General features: G+C 41.6%; 13 protein-coding genes. 6 read left to right on the top strand and 7 right to left on the bottom strand.

The features are described 5' to 3' along the window. Positions 1 to 101: 101 nt before the first annotated feature. From CH373_RS07265 to CH373_RS07255, 3 genes are all read right to left on the bottom strand, one after another. A complete protein-coding gene (locus CH373_RS07265; protein WP_100712725.1) occupies positions 102 to 446 on the bottom strand; it encodes an STAS domain-containing protein in 345 nt (114 codons plus the stop codon). After that, positions 439 to 1,341 carry an NAD(+)/NADH kinase gene (locus CH373_RS07260; RefSeq protein ID WP_100712724.1) on the bottom strand — a complete coding sequence of 301 codons (903 nt, stop codon included), beginning with the start codon at positions 1,339 to 1,341 and terminating at the stop codon, positions 439 to 441. The genes CH373_RS07265 and CH373_RS07260 overlap by 8 nt, the downstream gene beginning before the upstream one ends. A gap of 82 nt (positions 1,342 to 1,423) precedes the next feature. Continuing rightward, positions 1,424 to 3,805: a SpoIIE family protein phosphatase gene (locus CH373_RS07255; RefSeq protein WP_100712723.1), complete on the bottom strand. Its 2,382-nt coding sequence runs from the start codon at positions 3,803 to 3,805 to the stop codon at positions 1,424 to 1,426. A gap of 357 nt (positions 3,806 to 4,162) precedes the next feature. Here CH373_RS07255 and CH373_RS07250 point away from each other — a divergent pair, with 357 nt between their 5' ends. Then, positions 4,163 to 5,086 (top strand): ATP-binding protein, encoded by a 924-nt coding sequence (locus CH373_RS07250; RefSeq protein ID WP_100712938.1) that lies wholly within the window; start codon positions 4,163 to 4,165, stop codon positions 5,084 to 5,086. Continuing rightward, on the top strand, positions 5,083 to 5,565 hold the full coding sequence (locus CH373_RS07245) for a hypothetical protein (RefSeq protein ID WP_100712722.1): 483 nt from the start codon (positions 5,083 to 5,085) through the stop codon (positions 5,563 to 5,565). The genes CH373_RS07250 and CH373_RS07245 overlap by 4 nt, the downstream gene beginning before the upstream one ends. 58 nt (positions 5,566 to 5,623) lie before the next feature. Here CH373_RS07245 and CH373_RS07240 read toward each other — a convergent pair whose 3' ends face one another. Next, the gene (locus CH373_RS07240; protein WP_100712721.1) at positions 5,624 to 6,430 is read right to left on the bottom strand and encodes an acyl-CoA desaturase; all 807 of its coding nucleotides are present in this window, start codon (positions 6,428 to 6,430) and stop codon (positions 5,624 to 5,626) included. A gap of 307 nt (positions 6,431 to 6,737) precedes the next feature. Between CH373_RS07240 and CH373_RS07235 the strand changes: the two genes are divergently transcribed. Further along, positions 6,738 to 7,208, top strand: coding sequence for a hypothetical protein (locus CH373_RS07235; RefSeq protein ID WP_100712720.1), 471 nt, complete (start codon positions 6,738 to 6,740; stop codon positions 7,206 to 7,208). On the opposite strand, the gene CH373_RS07230 is transcribed toward CH373_RS07235, so the two are convergent. From CH373_RS07230 to CH373_RS07220, 3 genes are all read right to left on the bottom strand, one after another. Further along, on the bottom strand, positions 7,198 to 8,460 hold the full coding sequence (locus CH373_RS07230) for an ankyrin repeat domain-containing protein (RefSeq protein ID WP_100712719.1): 1,263 nt from the start codon (positions 8,458 to 8,460) through the stop codon (positions 7,198 to 7,200). The genes CH373_RS07235 and CH373_RS07230 overlap by 11 nt on opposite strands. Before the next feature lie 178 nt (positions 8,461 to 8,638). Beyond that, the gene (locus CH373_RS07225; RefSeq protein WP_100712937.1) at positions 8,639 to 9,601 is read right to left on the bottom strand and encodes a P-loop NTPase family protein; all 963 of its coding nucleotides are present in this window, start codon (positions 9,599 to 9,601) and stop codon (positions 8,639 to 8,641) included. Between the two features lie 9 nt (positions 9,602 to 9,610). Next, complete coding sequence (locus CH373_RS07220; protein ID WP_100712936.1) at positions 9,611 to 11,623, bottom strand: protein meaA; 2,013 nt, start codon at positions 11,621 to 11,623, stop codon at positions 9,611 to 9,613. Between the two features lie 117 nt (positions 11,624 to 11,740). Between CH373_RS07220 and CH373_RS07215 the strand changes: the two genes are divergently transcribed. From CH373_RS07215 to CH373_RS07200, 3 genes are all read left to right on the top strand, one after another. Beyond that, on the top strand, positions 11,741 to 13,072 hold the full coding sequence (locus CH373_RS07215; protein ID WP_100712718.1) for an MFS transporter: 1,332 nt from the start codon (positions 11,741 to 11,743) through the stop codon (positions 13,070 to 13,072). After that, complete coding sequence (locus tag CH373_RS07210) at positions 13,069 to 13,755, top strand: class I SAM-dependent methyltransferase (protein ID WP_100712717.1); 687 nt, start codon at positions 13,069 to 13,071, stop codon at positions 13,753 to 13,755. Before CH373_RS07215 ends, CH373_RS07210 begins: the two co-directional genes overlap by 4 nt. Positions 13,756 to 14,074: 319 nt before the next feature. Then, positions 14,075 to 14,773 (top strand): DUF1554 domain-containing protein, encoded by a 699-nt coding sequence (locus CH373_RS07200; RefSeq protein ID WP_165778793.1) that lies wholly within the window; start codon positions 14,075 to 14,077, stop codon positions 14,771 to 14,773. Positions 14,774 to 14,794 lie beyond the last annotated feature (21 nt).

Below are 14,794 nucleotides of genomic sequence, written 5' to 3'. Positions count from 1 at the left end.
ATTACTATCGGCGTTAACGCAGTGCTTCGGTTTTGCTTACGTAATCCCTGCTTGATCTTCGGCAAAATTTCGCAAGGGATCGAATCCGATCTTAGAAAAAGTTACCTAAGACAAGAAGCGATTGCGTCCTCTTCTTTTTCAAAGTGAGTGAATGGCTTCCAAAGTCCGAGTAGATTGAAGATCTGAATCACTTTTTCTCCGGCCTCGGTAAGGATTAGCTTTTTGCCCTCGTGACTGAGTCGGTTTTTGAGCTCGAATACTGCTCGGATGCCAGAACTAGAAACATACTTCAACTCTGAGAGATTCATCACTGTATTAGCAGTGTGAGTTGCATCTAAAATGGTTTCCTTAAAAGAAGGGAATGTGGATTCGTCCAGTCTTCCGGACAATAAATATACTGTGATATCTCGTCCTGCTTCTTGTTTTATAATTCTCAAACTATCCATTGTTCCTGACGACCACTTGTAATCTTTTTGGTGAAACTGAGAACTCTGCGATGGCTCCAGGTGGGAAATCGTAGATTCGCTCGGCTAACGAATCGATCGAAATTCCTCCTCGCATCTCTGAAATTAGACGAAAGGAATCGGTCACCGTAAAGTGGTCTAGTTTATATTTAATATGCTCTTTTTTTCTAAGCTCTCTACAGTACACTTTGAAATAAGGCGCTTGCTTGTCAAAACTTACGTCTCGATTTTCGCAAGACATAACCCATCCTGTGGATCCAGCACCAGTGTAAACTAAAAGTCCGGAACATTTTTGCTCTTCGCTCTCATTTCCATGTGAAATTAAGAATCGGCTAGTAAGGTCCGGGCTATTATTTCGAATCGAGATTTCGCTGATTCCTTGGAAAGTCCGAACCTGCCTACCATCGGGGTACTCGATTCTGACACTGATCAAGGGCCATTCTTCGATATGTGAGTCTGACCAATTAGAGGACAGGCTCTTTCTCAAATCATCCGAATGGAAGGACAGTAGAGCTCCCACAGAGGTCTCCGGATCCGAATTGCAACCCAGAACAAGGTTCTCTGCTGCGTGGTGAGCCACGTATGTAAAATGATTGTCTCCGCCTAGACAGATGACCAAATCGAAATGGGAAATATCCCTCTCGTCCAAACCTTCTCTAAAAATGAAAGTGCCTTTTGGAAAGAGACGCATTACTTCTTCTCTACTTTCCAATTGTCTTATATGGGAATTATAGACTCGTTTGAATGAATCGTTCTGAATCGAGGCCACTCTTTTGAATTCCTCTAGGGAGCCATACTGGTCTAGATCCAATTCGAACTTGGTTCTTTTGAATACTACTAAAACGGAGTCTAAGTGCTTAAGCCTTTCCGAAAGCATTGAATACCAATATCGGTAGGTATTTGACGCTCCGGAAAGGAAAAAAGAAATCGTTTTCTCGAAATCTTATCGGGTTTTCAACCTAAGCAAGCAATGCTCCTTCCGGAGTTTTCTTCTCCTCTTCCATGAGCTCCGTTTTTGAAACCAGTATTTTGAGGAAAGTGATGGTGTTTTTGAATTTCAATCTACTTCCTGTAAGGCGATAGAGTTCCACCAAATGTTTCAAGTTTCGAATATTTTCCGGTTCTCTAGAACGGAGTTTTTCGGAGAATTCTATCGCCCTATTGTAATCCTTGGTCTTTCGATACGCATAAGAAACATAGTAAATGTATTCGTTGTCGAATGGGAATTTATTCAGATACGCATTACAGTATTCTATAGCTTGCTCGAACTCCCGCGAATTCAAAGAGATCCTTGCCAACTGTTTGAGGAGAGTGGGATCCGAATTTTCTATTTCCAAAGCTTGGTGAAAGAAAGACTTGGTCGCTTCAAGATTTCCGTTCTTGTATTCTCGAATTCCTTCCTGAACTAGTAAAGTATACTCTGCAGGCACACTCGGAGCAACCGGAACATTATTCTCTTTGTATCCAATTCTCATCAAACTTAAGTCGTCGGAAATTTCTCCACTGGTTTCGAGCAATCTTTCTAGATCGTGAAGATTTCCGTTTGAGATTTCTATAAATCTTAAGAATAGATACTCGTCTTCGTTCATGACTGTATCGCCGGACTCAGGAGATTCTATCAGTAAGTCGTCCTTTCCGTCGGAACCTATGAAAATCAAATCCCTAGATTCTATTTTAAAGACTCCAATTCGAGGCTCGATAGAATTTTCGGTAAATCCGAGCTTTCTTTCCGTCATGTTCTGATCTATGAAGCTAGCCTTTCCATCTCGATAAAGGACCATGCTAGGATGTTCCGCATTCACATAATAGAGAGCTCCTAGTTCTTCATCTAACAGGCATATAACGGCGGAAACTAACATCGTCCCGTCAAAGGTTACGAAGACGTTCTGAAGTTCGGTGTAGCAATCTTTGAGCCACTTCTCTGGGAATTTTTTCTGGTTGGTTCTAGAGAGATTGGTCCGAGTGATAATCGCCTTAAATACTGTACCCATTACCAGCGCACCACCTGCTCCTTGAATGGATTTACCCATTGCATCGGAGTTCATCAGTACTAAATATTTTTTTCCATAAAGAGTAATTTCTTGGATGGAAACTAGATCCCCTCCGATCTCAGAGAATCTGTTTCTGAATTTGAAGTTCTTCTTTTGCTTCAGAACAGATTCTATTTTGGTAACTTGGCTTTGGTAGAGTAGGGAAGCCAAAGGCTTTAAAAGCAAGGAAGTGAGATAGTAGTCACCGTCTTGTTTTTCTTTCAAAGTCTGTACCTCGCCCAAGGTTTCTTGTAGTTCCTTGGTCTTTTCGATTACTTTAGATTCGAGAGAACTCTGGTGCTCCATCAAATCCTTTTTCATCTGGATAAACACTTCTCCCATTTCTCCGAGTTCGTCGGATCGATTTAGATCAATGATCATCGTCTCATCTTCTTCCGGATTTTTCATCGCGAAGTTCAATGCTTTGACCGCATGAATAATGTCTCTGGAAAATAGATAGGAAGCGATCAGAATTCCACTGAACACGATCAAGGCAATAAGACCGCAATAAATCCAAAGGTTTCTGGTAGATTCATGTAACTCGGTTTCGTCGATCATTAGAATAAAATCTAATCTTAATTCGCTCAAACCTTTTGATTCATAAGGGATTTTTGAAATGTAAAAATGCTTTCCAGAGAATTTAAGTCGCGAGCCGTCCTGTACCTTGGAATGGTTTATTTCGCTCAAAAATTCGGAGATTGTTCTGTCGGACGAGGAAACTAATTTTCCTTTTTCGAATATAGCCATATGAACGTCTTCGCCGGTAATCGAATGAAGAAATTTCTCATCAACTACTTGCCCGACCAAAATCAGTCCGCCATTGTTTAGGGGAGAAGTCACTCTAAGTCCTAAGCCGCTGTGCCCGATCTCTAAAGTTGATGCGACTCTTCCGTTTAGAGCTTCCATTACTATCTTTTGTCCTGATTTATCGTCTCCAAAATCTTTAGGTCGATGGAACCTGTAAAAGACCTTCCCTTTCGTATCCAATATTTCGAATATAGAAAGATCGTACTGGCTCATGATTCCTTTGAAATAATCAAGATTGGCTTCTAATATGCTTCTAGATCTTATTCCGGACTCCAAAATCGATTTCGTTTTTGCGTTCCTTTCGATTTCTTTTAACAAGAGTCGAATGACTTCTTCTTTGTGCTTTAATTCGCTTCTAAATTCCGAAGATCTGTCTTGCGCCCGCTTGTCCTGCGGTTCGTTCTTTACTCGGTCAATCATTTGAATGAAAGTGATCGCGAGTATGACTACGAGTAATAACTGACTTGCTCCTAATATTAGGAAAATCTTTTGTCTAAAGCTCATAAAATTTGCCCCGGCGGATATATTATTAATTTATGGAAATTTGGTTTTTTAAGGACTTTTCAATTGAGTGGGTTTTGTGATTCGCTTATGGATATGTTAGATGTTAGGCTATGAAATTATAAAATGTACTAAGAATCTGTGAAAAATGCGTTACATCTAAGGAGGCAAAAGAAAACCGAGAAACTAGAAAAAGATTTGCACGAATTGGCAAATTTCCGGGAGTCGTCACCCGATATTAGTTGTAATACTGAATGCTTATTCCGGACTGGATATATCCAGGCACGCGGAAGAAATTACACGCCTGAAAGCGACTCAGATTCAAAAGCAGATCCTTTTGGAAAGGGAGCGATAAAAACTATGCTAACGTTGGAAAAGAAACTTAAAGATCTGGAAGAGCAAAATCATAAATTGCGAATGCAATTGGAAAACACAGATCGATCTCCGTATTTGAAAAAAAGTTTATCTTATATGAAGTTTCAGACCACGTTGCTTCGAGAGGAAATTCTTAATAAAGAAATTCATGCAAGGGTAGATTCCTCCCTGGGCACTTTGTTCGAGCTCAAAAATTTTGCATTTCGATATGCTTCGATTGTAGGAATTGATCCGGATAGAATGAGGATTGTGACTACAGAAGCGATTCAGAATATCGTAGAGCACGGATATGGAAAGTACGCCGAAGTGGAATTTGAAATTTTTACGGAAACCTCCAATCCTTATTTCAAAATGTCGTTTAAACACGAGATGCAACCTGGGATGAAATATACTCTATCTCAAGTGAACGAAAATGTGAGAAGAGGTGACGTTACTTCGGATCTTTTCGATATTGAGAGCCCTAGGGGCAGGGGAGAATATCTCATGAAGGAACTCTCCGATGAAAGAAGAATCTTAAATGGTGTAGAGATTCGGGAAAACGGAGATAAGGTTTATTATTTTAAGAGAGTATTAATCCACTACAGGGACCCCAAAGGAATTCGAGCGGTTACCAGTTTTGACGATCTTCGTCAAGAAATCGATCGGCTAGACCCGGATGAACCAATCTGTTATTTTCACCTAGATCATAGAAAAAGTAAATTGTCTTCCGTCACTTTGGTAGTGCATATTGGAAGAGAAAATAAGATCGCTTCCATGATGCAATCTGCCGGCTTCGATTTGATTCATAAGGACAGATATTTTAAGGCGGTATTTTGCTCTTTTCAACCGAACAAGGAGCACAGTTCCGAGGAACTGGAAAGGCTATTTGATAAAGTGAGAAAACAGGCGAGCGTCGAGAAGGATGAATGACAAATAGCGAACCTGAAAAAGCTGGATATCCTTTTCATCCTTTGCAGGATTTCATTTTAGGGGAGATCCTTGCCAAAACATTAGAAAAATTTGGTATTCCAAAAGAGGAAATCGACTCCGCAATTCGTTCCAACCTTAAACCTGGACAAAAGGAGTTTATCTGCACTCCGAACGCAAAAAAACAGATTTTGCTGCAGACCGTCCCGGTAGAAATTCGCGGCTTACTGCAAGCAGATAAAACTTCCGAAGTAGTCGAGGTATTTCATAACATCATTGCCCAAGACGGCAGACTAGATTTTGCACTCGAATTAATTGAATGGATCTTTACAGGATTTGAAAACGAAGATCTGGTCAGAAAGCTATTCGAGCAGGTCCTGAATCATAAAATCGTCCTGCCGGTTGAATTTTACTCTTTTCTAAAGAAGGAATACGAAACTGAGATGTTAGGGGATTTGGACTTAGGAAACAAAAAAGAATAGGACCACAATCTTTTTGATCGATTGCGATCCTATCGTTTCACTCGATTAGACTATTTGATTAGGCTACGTTTTCCAGAGGAGACTTCAATGCTCCTGGAATTTCTTGGCGTCCCTTTTCAGTCCAGACAGCTCTTTGGATTTTGATGATCCTTAAAAAGTGAAGAACTCTCATTACCTGATAAGTCAAATCTAATTCGAACCAACGGAACGCGAAGTTCGGAGAGTTCGGATGAGCGTGGTGGTTGTTTTGGTATAATTCACCGAGTACTAGAATATCCACCGGAAGAGTGTTCTTGGAATTATCCGGATTCTTTCCGTGGTTTCTGTATCCATACATATGCCCGCACCAGTTTACGATAGCTCCATGGACCGGTCCCATTAAATAATGGATAGGTAACAATGCATATAACCAGAGTGCATTTGCAGGAACAAAATACATATAGAATAATGTATAACCTGTTCCAAAGAAGAGGCGAATAAACCAAGAATCTGCAAATCTATCGAAGAATGGAATTTCAGGATAGTTCCCTTTGAATTCTTTTTCTACTTCGGTTTTTTTATTTAGAATATCTTCATATACAACGGCGGTAGTCCACATCATATCGAAAAACCCTTTGGATGCCACTGGAGAATGCGGGTCCTTTTCTGTATCGCTATATGCGTGGTGTTTTCTATGCAATATTGCGTAAGCTCTCGGATTCAAAAACGAGGAACCCTGAGCAAAGAACGTAAAGAAGTAGAAAAACTTTTCCCAGAATTTATTTAACTTAAACATCTGGTGTGCAGAGTATCTATGCAAATAGAAGGACTGTGCAAAGGCGGACAAAACCCAATGTCCTACAAAAAAACTTAAAATGATCGCCATTGAAGCGCTCCTTGAACCCAGCACCTAAGAAAAGTCTTTAAAGCAACTTTCGCTTGGTGCTCTCTATTTATTAGATCTGAGTCGAATCTCTCCGGGAGGTTGCAAAAAAGTTTGGAAAAATTCTAAGAAAACTAGTAACTGGGAAAGGATAAATAAAAGGGGTTAGAATGGATCGAGCAGGAAAAGGCAAAAGTATGGCAAGTACTCGGTATCAGCCCGATTTTGTCTTGAGCCAAACTGTCCCTTGTGGAACAGGAAAATCTAGAAATTAGATTTAACCAGTCCTACTTAGAACTAAAAATTTAGTATGGAAATCAAAATCTTTAAAAGAGAAAAACGGAATCTACTTGTTTGTACGAAACAGGACGGCTCTTTTGAAAAATCGGATCTAGGTCCGAACACGCCAATCCACGATCTTGCTCACTTTATAGTAGAAAGCTATTTCGGTTTGAAGCAAGGGTTTTTCGGGAATATCTACCAAGGATATTCAGTCAGCGAATTATCTACCAAAGAAATTATACGAACTCTGCCTATTGAGTCCTTGGTTTCAGAACTACTTGCAAGAACACTTCAATCGCTTTGGTCGGGCGCATGCACCGATCATGAATTCCAAGTACTGATCCAAAGTGAGTTCAGAATTTATTCTATCTCTTATCCATTAGAAATTTCCAATGAAGATGTATGGGAATTATACCTCCAATACGATGATCTCGTTTCTCGATGGAATCGATTGAAAGAGGGAGATCATATCGTATTAGAGTTTTCGGTTACAGTTTAGGAGCTGTAGGCTTTTTAGAGACGGCTCTGCTCTTGGTCGCGCCCGCGTTTTCCAAAATTGCAACCAGCTCAGGTTTCTCATACACAGTTGCTAAGGATAGGGGAGTGTACCCGTCTACTTGGAAGTTAAGGGAAGCTTTTCTACGGACCAGTTCCTTTACTAAATTCGGAAGATCGAAAACGATAGAAAGATGCAAAGGCCTCCAGCCTTGGTAGTCTGCATTTGGGTCTGCTCCTTCTTGCAGAAATTGTAATGCTTTATCCTCTTGCTTGGAATAAATTGCAACAAAGAGCTGTTTGTTTTTCTTTTGCAACTCTGCAGGGCTCAAGCTTGGGCTAGGCTTTATCTCTGGTTCCGTATCTGTGCCGCTGTTCGTAGGCGCCGAATTCTGGATTAGTATATTAGGAGATCCTACAAATGCATAATCGTAAATCGGTTTTGTCATGGGGGGCTTTGTATGGTACCAGAGCTCTGAATTTTCAAAAGAAGGATGGGATAACTTGGTAACTTCAGGTGCAGAGGTTTGGGATAGATAGGTTTCTCCGTAAGATTTTCCAGCAAATAGTTGAGCGATGATAGTCTGAGCTGTCCAGGGTGCCCAAGTGGCAAAATATCCTTTAAAGCCTGTTTTGATAAAGGGTTGTGAATACATGGAAATTCTTTTTTTCACTTCCTCGTCTCGGATGACCCCCATATCGTAAGCCATATTTCCCGCGGTAAAACAAGCACCTAGAAAGAGTACGACTGCACCATCGGCAGGTTTCAAATCAGAGCGAAGCATTTCGTTAGATACAAAATCTTTTCCTAATGCAAAGCCTCCTACTTCTCGTTGGTCGTACGGAGATTTATCCAAGTTTGTTCCTACTCCATGGCCAGCGTATAAAATGAAGTTTGCTCCTTTGGAAGCATCCTTGATATCCTTCCATCGATTTGCCGGCGGATAGAATTCAATTACCGTAACTCCTCTATCACGTAGCACTTTAGAAACACCTTTGATATTGTTCACGTATGTGCTAGTTTGAGGACCGTCTTCTCCATCTACTTCTCCAACGATCGCGATTGCTTTTAAGCCGGTCCCAGAAATTTTTGCAGGAGGCAAATCGGCTCTCTTTTTGATCCCGGAAAGACTTTCTCCGACTGGTTTCTTGGCGTGAACAAACTCTCCTTCTTGAGAGAGTACCCCATAGGAAAAGACAAATAACGAAAAACTGATAAACAAACGCAAAATGAGAGTGTCGGAAAGAAATTTCATTCGGTGGATCTTAGCCTAGAAAAGATGTTTGTCAAGAGGGGAATCATAACGTAAGTCCAAATTAAGAATCGTTCGCAATCGAAATAGAATGAGTTCGATGCAAAAAATAGGATTTTAGAAATATAAAAATTTCGCAGAACTCATTCTGTAAAATTCGAAAAACGGGGTTTGAATTTTTCTAAATGGAATTCCGAATTTCGGACTGAATTTGAGAGACGATTTTCTGTTCTCGATCCTCGAAGGAGTCTGTTGGCAAAAGATCCAGCTTGGAATGATCCAGAATTCTGAGACCTAAATTTCCGTATTCATTTTTGATCCATTTCCGAATCTGCAGATCCATTTCGGATTCTCTCTTTTCTCCCGGTTTTTGAGAGAGCATATATTCAAGAAGCTCTTTGATCCCTCTTTTTGTTTTTACACTGGTCATGAAAACGGGAGGAACTTTGCCACCGGGAGTTAGATCTCTTAAGAATTCCAAGGTATGAGTAAGGGTATGATAGCTAGACTGAGCAAGAGTTTCTTCATCGCATTTATTTAAAATAAATGCATCCGGGACTTCCATGATCCCGCTTTTCATAAATTGGATTTGGTCTCCTCCCAAAGGAACCATAACCAAAAAGGATATATCAGAAAATTTTGATACTTCGATTTCGCTTTGTCCTATCCCGACTGTTTCCACAAAGACGACATCAAAAAAGCATCTCAATAACCGAATTACGTGGTAGGTATAAGGATTGACTCCTCCTAGTTCCAGCTGACTTGGCTGGGATCGAAAGTAGATTCTTTTTTCGCGAGTCGGAAGAGTCAGGCGGGTTCGGTCGCCTAACAAGGATCCTCCGCTGATATGACTCGATGGATCGATTGCCACTACGGCCATTTTCTTACCATTTGGAATCTTTAAGAATTCGGTAGAAAGTTCTCCGAGTAGAGAAGACTTGCCGGCACCCGGAGTCCCGGTCAATCCGATTGTAAGAGAGTCTTTTCCGGAATATCCTAGTTTTCCTAATTCACGAAATAATAATCTTCGGAATTCGATAGAGTTGGGTCTTTCCAACTCAGTGATCAGCTTTGATAACGGAAACTTTTCGCCAGCTCCTGCTTCTTGGATTAAGGCTTTTAGTTCTGGTTCTGCGAACCTCACTGCCATAGATTATACTGCGATCGGAGCTTTCGCAACGATATCGATAATTCTGTCCATTACGTCCATTAGGTCATAATCTTTCGGTGTAAAAATAGCTTTTACTCCGATTTTAGTCAGAACCTCGAAGTCTGGTTGCGGAATGATTCCGCCAAAAACTACAGGTATGTCTGCTTTGTAGTGTTTTAGTTCCGCGAAGATTTGTTCTGCTAACTCGACGTGAGAACCGGAGAGAATGGAAACACCGATTACGTCCGCGTTTTCTTCTACCGCGGATTGTACGATTTCTTCGGGAGTGAGACGAATTCCGGAATAGATCACATCAAAGCCGGCATGTTTTGCGGAAACTGCGATCATCTCAGCACCGTTGGAATGGCCGTCTAACCCCGGTTTGCCGACCACGATTTTCGGGCGAGCACCGGATTCTTTCAGGTATTTTTCCACTTTGGATCGCACTTTAGAAACTTTGTCAGTTTCTAAATTCAGTTTTTGTCCTTCGACTCCTGTGGCTGGTCTGTATTCTCCGAAAACTTTGCGCAGAACATCCGCCCATTCTCCAGTGGACACTAACGCTTTTGCGCATTGGATCGAAGCATACATTAGGTTTTTACCAGCTTTTGCGTCTTCTTCCAAACGAGTCAATGACTCCGATACCTTCTTGGCATCACGTCTGGATTTGACTTCAGCTAACACTCGTAAGGTTTCTTCCGCGGATTTAGGATCCACTTTAAAGATACCTCCGTCCGGATCACTGGTGAGAGGGGAGGTGATCCCTTCTTTCCACTTGTTCTTACCGACGATAACCAATTCGTTATTGTTGATTTTTGCGAGCCTCTCTGCTTGGGATTTTACGAGCTGAGATTTCATATATCCGTTATCGATTGCCTTGATTGCTCCGCCCATTTGCTTGATTTTATCGATCTCTACATTAGCAAATTCGATCAGATCTTTTACCTTGCTCTCGATTACTTTAGATCCTTCGAATATATCCGGATATTCTAAAAGATCCGTTTCATACGCTAGAACTTGTTGCAAACGAAGTGACCATTGTTGGTCCCAAGGCCTAGGCAGCGAAAGTGCTTCGTTCCAAGCAGGTAATTGCAGCGCTCTGCATCTCGCGTCTCGACTCAATGTGACTCCTAGCGCTTCGATTAAGATCCTCCAGGCGTTATTCTCCGGTTGCTCTTCGGTTAGGCCGAGCGAATTGACCTGAACTCCGTAGCGGAATCTTCTGTACTTTTCGCTCTTCACCGAATATGTGTCTGTCGTAATGCGATCCCACATATCGGTAAAGGCTCTCATTTTGCTCATTTCTTCCACGAAACGAATTCCGGCGTTTACGAAGAAGGAGATCCTTCCTACGCATTGCTCGAATTCCTCATGCGTAAAACAATTTCGATCTTTGATTGCATCCAAGATCGCCATGGCGGTAGCGAGAGCAAATGCGAGCTCCTGTACAGGAGTGGCACCTGCTTCTTGAAGATGGTAAGAGCAGATATTCGAAGGATTCCATTTCGGAATATGCTTCAGACAGTACTCGTACATGTCCACGATGATACGAATCGAATGCTCCGGTGGAAAAATATAGGTTCCGCGCGCCAAGTATTCTTTGATTATGTCGTTTTGGGTGGTTCCTTGCAAAAGAGAAATGTCCACTCCTCTTTCTTCCGCTAAAGCAACATAGAGAGAGAGTAACCACATGGAAGTTCCATTGATGGTCATTGATGTGTTCATTTCTTCGATCGGGATTTGGTCGAATAGAATTCGGAAATCCTCGAGAGTGTTGATAGGAACTCCTACTTTTCCGATTTCCGGTTTTGCGATGGAATGATCCGAGCTGTATCCGCATTGGGTGGGCAGGTCGAAAGCGATAGAGAGTCCTGTTTGGCCTTTTGCGAGATTTTTACGGAATAGTTCGTTGGACTCTCTCGCATTTGTGTGGCCCGCGTAGGTCCGGAAGATCCAGGCCGGTTCCTTTGTAGGACTTCCACTTTTGTCGTATAGGATATGTGCTTTTTTTTCCATCTCGATCATCCCCGAGAAGAGTTGCCTCTTCAAGTTTACTTCAAAATGTGTTGGTATAATTTCACCTAAATTTTTAACATTGCTTCGAAATCCGGTAAAGCCTAAAGTACCCGCTGAATGGACTTAGAACGCAATAGAAAAGCAAATCCGATCTTTATTACGGCCTCCCTCATTTTTTTAACTGCACTTTTGAGCTTTCTCTATCAGTGGCATGGTGAACCGTCCACGGAAAACGGGGTTCGAGTTTTAGCAGAATTAAGATCTCTATTAGAGGACGGTAAGTTCTTTTCGCCAAATGAACCTCTCAGCTTCTTGCTATTGCTGGGTTGGAAGTCTGTTTTCGGTTTAAACTATGTCCCTGCAGCACTTTCCTTCGGAGCTTTTTTCTTAAGTCTTGCGATCCACCTTTGCGCTTATTTAATGCAAAGAGAAACCTGGAAGTTAAATCACTATCTGGTCTGTTATTTAACAGCAATCAATCCGCTCGTTTATCCGATCGCAATTCAGTTCATGCCGGAGCTAGTGAGTCTGTGCTTTTTGCTGATCCTTTTTATCTCCTTCCGAATGGAAACCGTTCTCGACATCTTGGTGCTCGTTGCGTGTACGGCGTTTGGGTTCTTGTCTCACTTTACGTTTTTCTGGATTGGATTTACGATTTTTGTAATCAAGGCGGGAACAGTTGGGATTCGGGAAAAGAAAAAACAGCAATCGGTTTTTTTTAAGAGAAGAAATATTCCGAAGTTATTCCTAGTCGCATATCTCTCTTTTTTTGTGTTCTCGATCGTATTATTTACTGGTCTCGACTTTTACGGAGAGAATTCTTTGCACTATCTCGCATATCAATTGTGGTTGTATCTAATTAGTTTTGGATCCCTTATCGCAATTTTGGGAGTCAGCACTTTTCTACTCAAATCTGAAAAAGAGCTCAGTACAATTGCCGCCTCCGTAGTGTTGTTTTTGCTCATCGTAGTTTCGGGATATTTTACGGTTCGACCTCTCTCAGAGATCGATGCAAATCGGTCCAGCTCTCTCTCTAAGGATATTCTATCGCTAAGGGGCAGGGGCGTGATCAATCCAGATGAGAAAGTTTATATTCCGGCTCCTACGGCTGCATATCTCTATTTCAAAACGAAACAGAAGTTTTCCTTCCGAGCACCAAAGACAATCAAAGATAAGGATTATCTTTTATTGGAAGATGTTTGGCCGGTAGATAAGAAGATTCTGCTGAAAAACGTAAAAGGCAGAAATACTCCTTATCTTTTTCTATCAGAAGAAAGGATATTATCGAGCGGAGCTCTTTTAAAGCAGATAGAAGTGGATCCAAGCTTGAAGAGTTTCAATCCAAAAGTCGCGATTACAATGGGCAAATTAGAAACAGATAAACCATATGACAAATTAAGAATATTCTTAATTCAGCTCATTGCTTCATCCAAGAATCCTCAGGCATGAGACTTAGAAGAAAAAAAGAGGATTCGGATTACATAGCATACGGCGCGAACGGCCTTCCCTTTGAATCGTCTTACTGGAAAGAGATATATGGATCCGGGATCGATGTAGATGCTTCGTTCAATGCAAAAGAACATGCAAATTACATGAAGTCCGTTTTCGAGCTAATGCAGCTTCAGATTTATAGCGTAGCAGATTTCGGATTCGGGAAAGGAATTCTACTCAAAGAAGTTGTAAAAGCGCTCAGGCCTTCGAGAGTCTTTGCCATCGATCCTTCGGAAGAAATGATAGACGCAATGGCTTTGCAGAAATGGATTCATTCGTATAATCTTTCCTTTTTACACTCTACGATCCAGGACTTGGATTCGAAATACTTTATAGGGTCACCTTTTGACTTGGGAATCTGCAACTCGGTTGTTCAATATGTGGAAGACTCGGATATAAAGCCAATATTCGAGAAACTTCATAAAATCGTTAAGTATTTGTATTTTTCTGTCCCGACAAATAAGGACTACGACAGAATGAAGAAAGAAATCTTTTTTGTGGATCCGTATGCACACGCACGCTCTAGAAGATTTTATGAAAAAGTGATATTAAAATATTTCAGAAGAGTTTCATTCAACTTATTAGAGAGCAGATTGGTCACTGGATCTCCTTTTTGCGACGAATTTTATCTGACAGATTGAAGCCTAAGATTCCCGGCTCGTACGAGAGCGCTCGAATTATTTCAATATTTCTGTAGGAGCTCCTACAAGGATGTCTTCCGAATCGCGCTTGCATTTTCGGAACAATTCTGATATCTCGGCGAAATCGGAGCTCGGTACTTCCACCGCACCAGCCCCCGCCCAGTAGGGCGGGGACTCTCCTAGTCGAACCGCCCGGAAGCCGCGATTCGCTCTGTATTTCATCCGGAAGAAAGAATTTTGTATCTTTGCCGATTCTTTTAATGGCCAATATTAACGGACAAATGGATAGGTTTAAAAGGGCCAAAAAATGGGCATCATTATGAAATTCACAAACATTGCAATTTTTTCCTCCTTGATAATATTCACGATTCACTGTCTGAAATTTGAACCAAACGATTTGGATCCTTCTACGCCGGAAGGTTTGTTAAAGGCGCAGGTACTTTCGAATTCAGGGATTATTTCCATTCCGCCATTAGTCAATCCTGGCTTTGTGGGGTATGTGTATGTTACTAGTTCGCTCTTCAATGGTTCTGGATTGAGCGGAATTGACGGTGCAGATATAACTTGTAATTCCAGTATTCCACCTAGTCTTGCTGGGACTGGCCAATATAGGGCGCTACTAAATAATACTTCCGGGATCGGAACCGCTCGCCATGCATGTACTACTGCAAACTGTTCCGGTGGGATTGCAGAGAATTTAAATTGGGTATTAAAACCGAACGCCACCTATTACCAGCAGAATAAGACCACGGTTGTCGGAACAACAAATGCATCTGCGTTGTTTAACTTTCCGTTAAGTGCGGGATTTAGTCCTACACCCGGAAGCCCTACGAATTTCTTTTGGTCGGGTCTGACTACAAGTTGGCTCTCCGGAGGAGAGTGCGTCGGCTGGACTGCAGTAGGTGGAACCGCGGGTGCAGGGGACATGATATCTACGACTAACACGAGCGTCTCCGCGAGTACTGGCCTATTTGGATGTGCCAGTCCCGCATATCCGATATTATGTGTGAGCCAATAAACGACTGCATTGTATGAAATT

This window comes from Leptospira perolatii, from assembly GCF_002811875.1.
Classification (GTDB): domain Bacteria; phylum Spirochaetota; class Leptospiria; order Leptospirales; family Leptospiraceae; genus Leptospira_B; species Leptospira_B perolatii.
Note: the sequence above shows the minus strand (reverse complement) of the source record. Positions and strands in the feature narration are given on the sequence as shown.

Excerpts from the sequence above, each read along its gene's own strand:
- CH373_RS07230 (WP_100712719.1), bottom strand. The coding sequence starts at position 8,460 with ATGAAATTTCTTTCCGACACTCTCATTTTGCGTTTGTTTATCAGTTTT.
- CH373_RS07250 (WP_100712938.1), top strand. The coding sequence starts at position 4,163 with ATGCTAACGTTGGAAAAGAAACTTAAAGATCTGGAAGAGCAAAATCAT.
- CH373_RS07210 (WP_100712717.1), top strand. The coding sequence starts at position 13,069 with ATGAGACTTAGAAGAAAAAAAGAGGATTCGGATTACATAGCATACGGC.
- CH373_RS07240 (WP_100712721.1), bottom strand. The coding sequence starts at position 6,430 with ATGGCGATCATTTTAAGTTTTTTTGTAGGACATTGGGTTTTGTCCGCC.
- CH373_RS07255 (WP_100712723.1), bottom strand. The coding sequence starts at position 3,805 with ATGAGCTTTAGACAAAAGATTTTCCTAATATTAGGAGCAAGTCAGTTA.
- CH373_RS07245 (WP_100712722.1), top strand. The coding sequence starts at position 5,083 with ATGACAAATAGCGAACCTGAAAAAGCTGGATATCCTTTTCATCCTTTG.
- CH373_RS07265 (WP_100712725.1), bottom strand. The coding sequence starts at position 446 with ATGGATAGTTTGAGAATTATAAAACAAGAAGCAGGACGAGATATCACA.
- CH373_RS07235 (WP_100712720.1), top strand. The coding sequence starts at position 6,738 with ATGGAAATCAAAATCTTTAAAAGAGAAAAACGGAATCTACTTGTTTGT.
- CH373_RS07215 (WP_100712718.1), top strand. The coding sequence starts at position 11,741 with ATGGACTTAGAACGCAATAGAAAAGCAAATCCGATCTTTATTACGGCC.
- CH373_RS07220 (WP_100712936.1), bottom strand. The coding sequence starts at position 11,623 with ATGGAAAAAAAAGCACATATCCTATACGACAAAAGTGGAAGTCCTACA.
- CH373_RS07200 (WP_165778793.1), top strand. The coding sequence starts at position 14,075 with ATGAAATTCACAAACATTGCAATTTTTTCCTCCTTGATAATATTCACG.
- CH373_RS07260 (WP_100712724.1), bottom strand. The coding sequence starts at position 1,341 with ATGCTTTCGGAAAGGCTTAAGCACTTAGACTCCGTTTTAGTAGTATTC.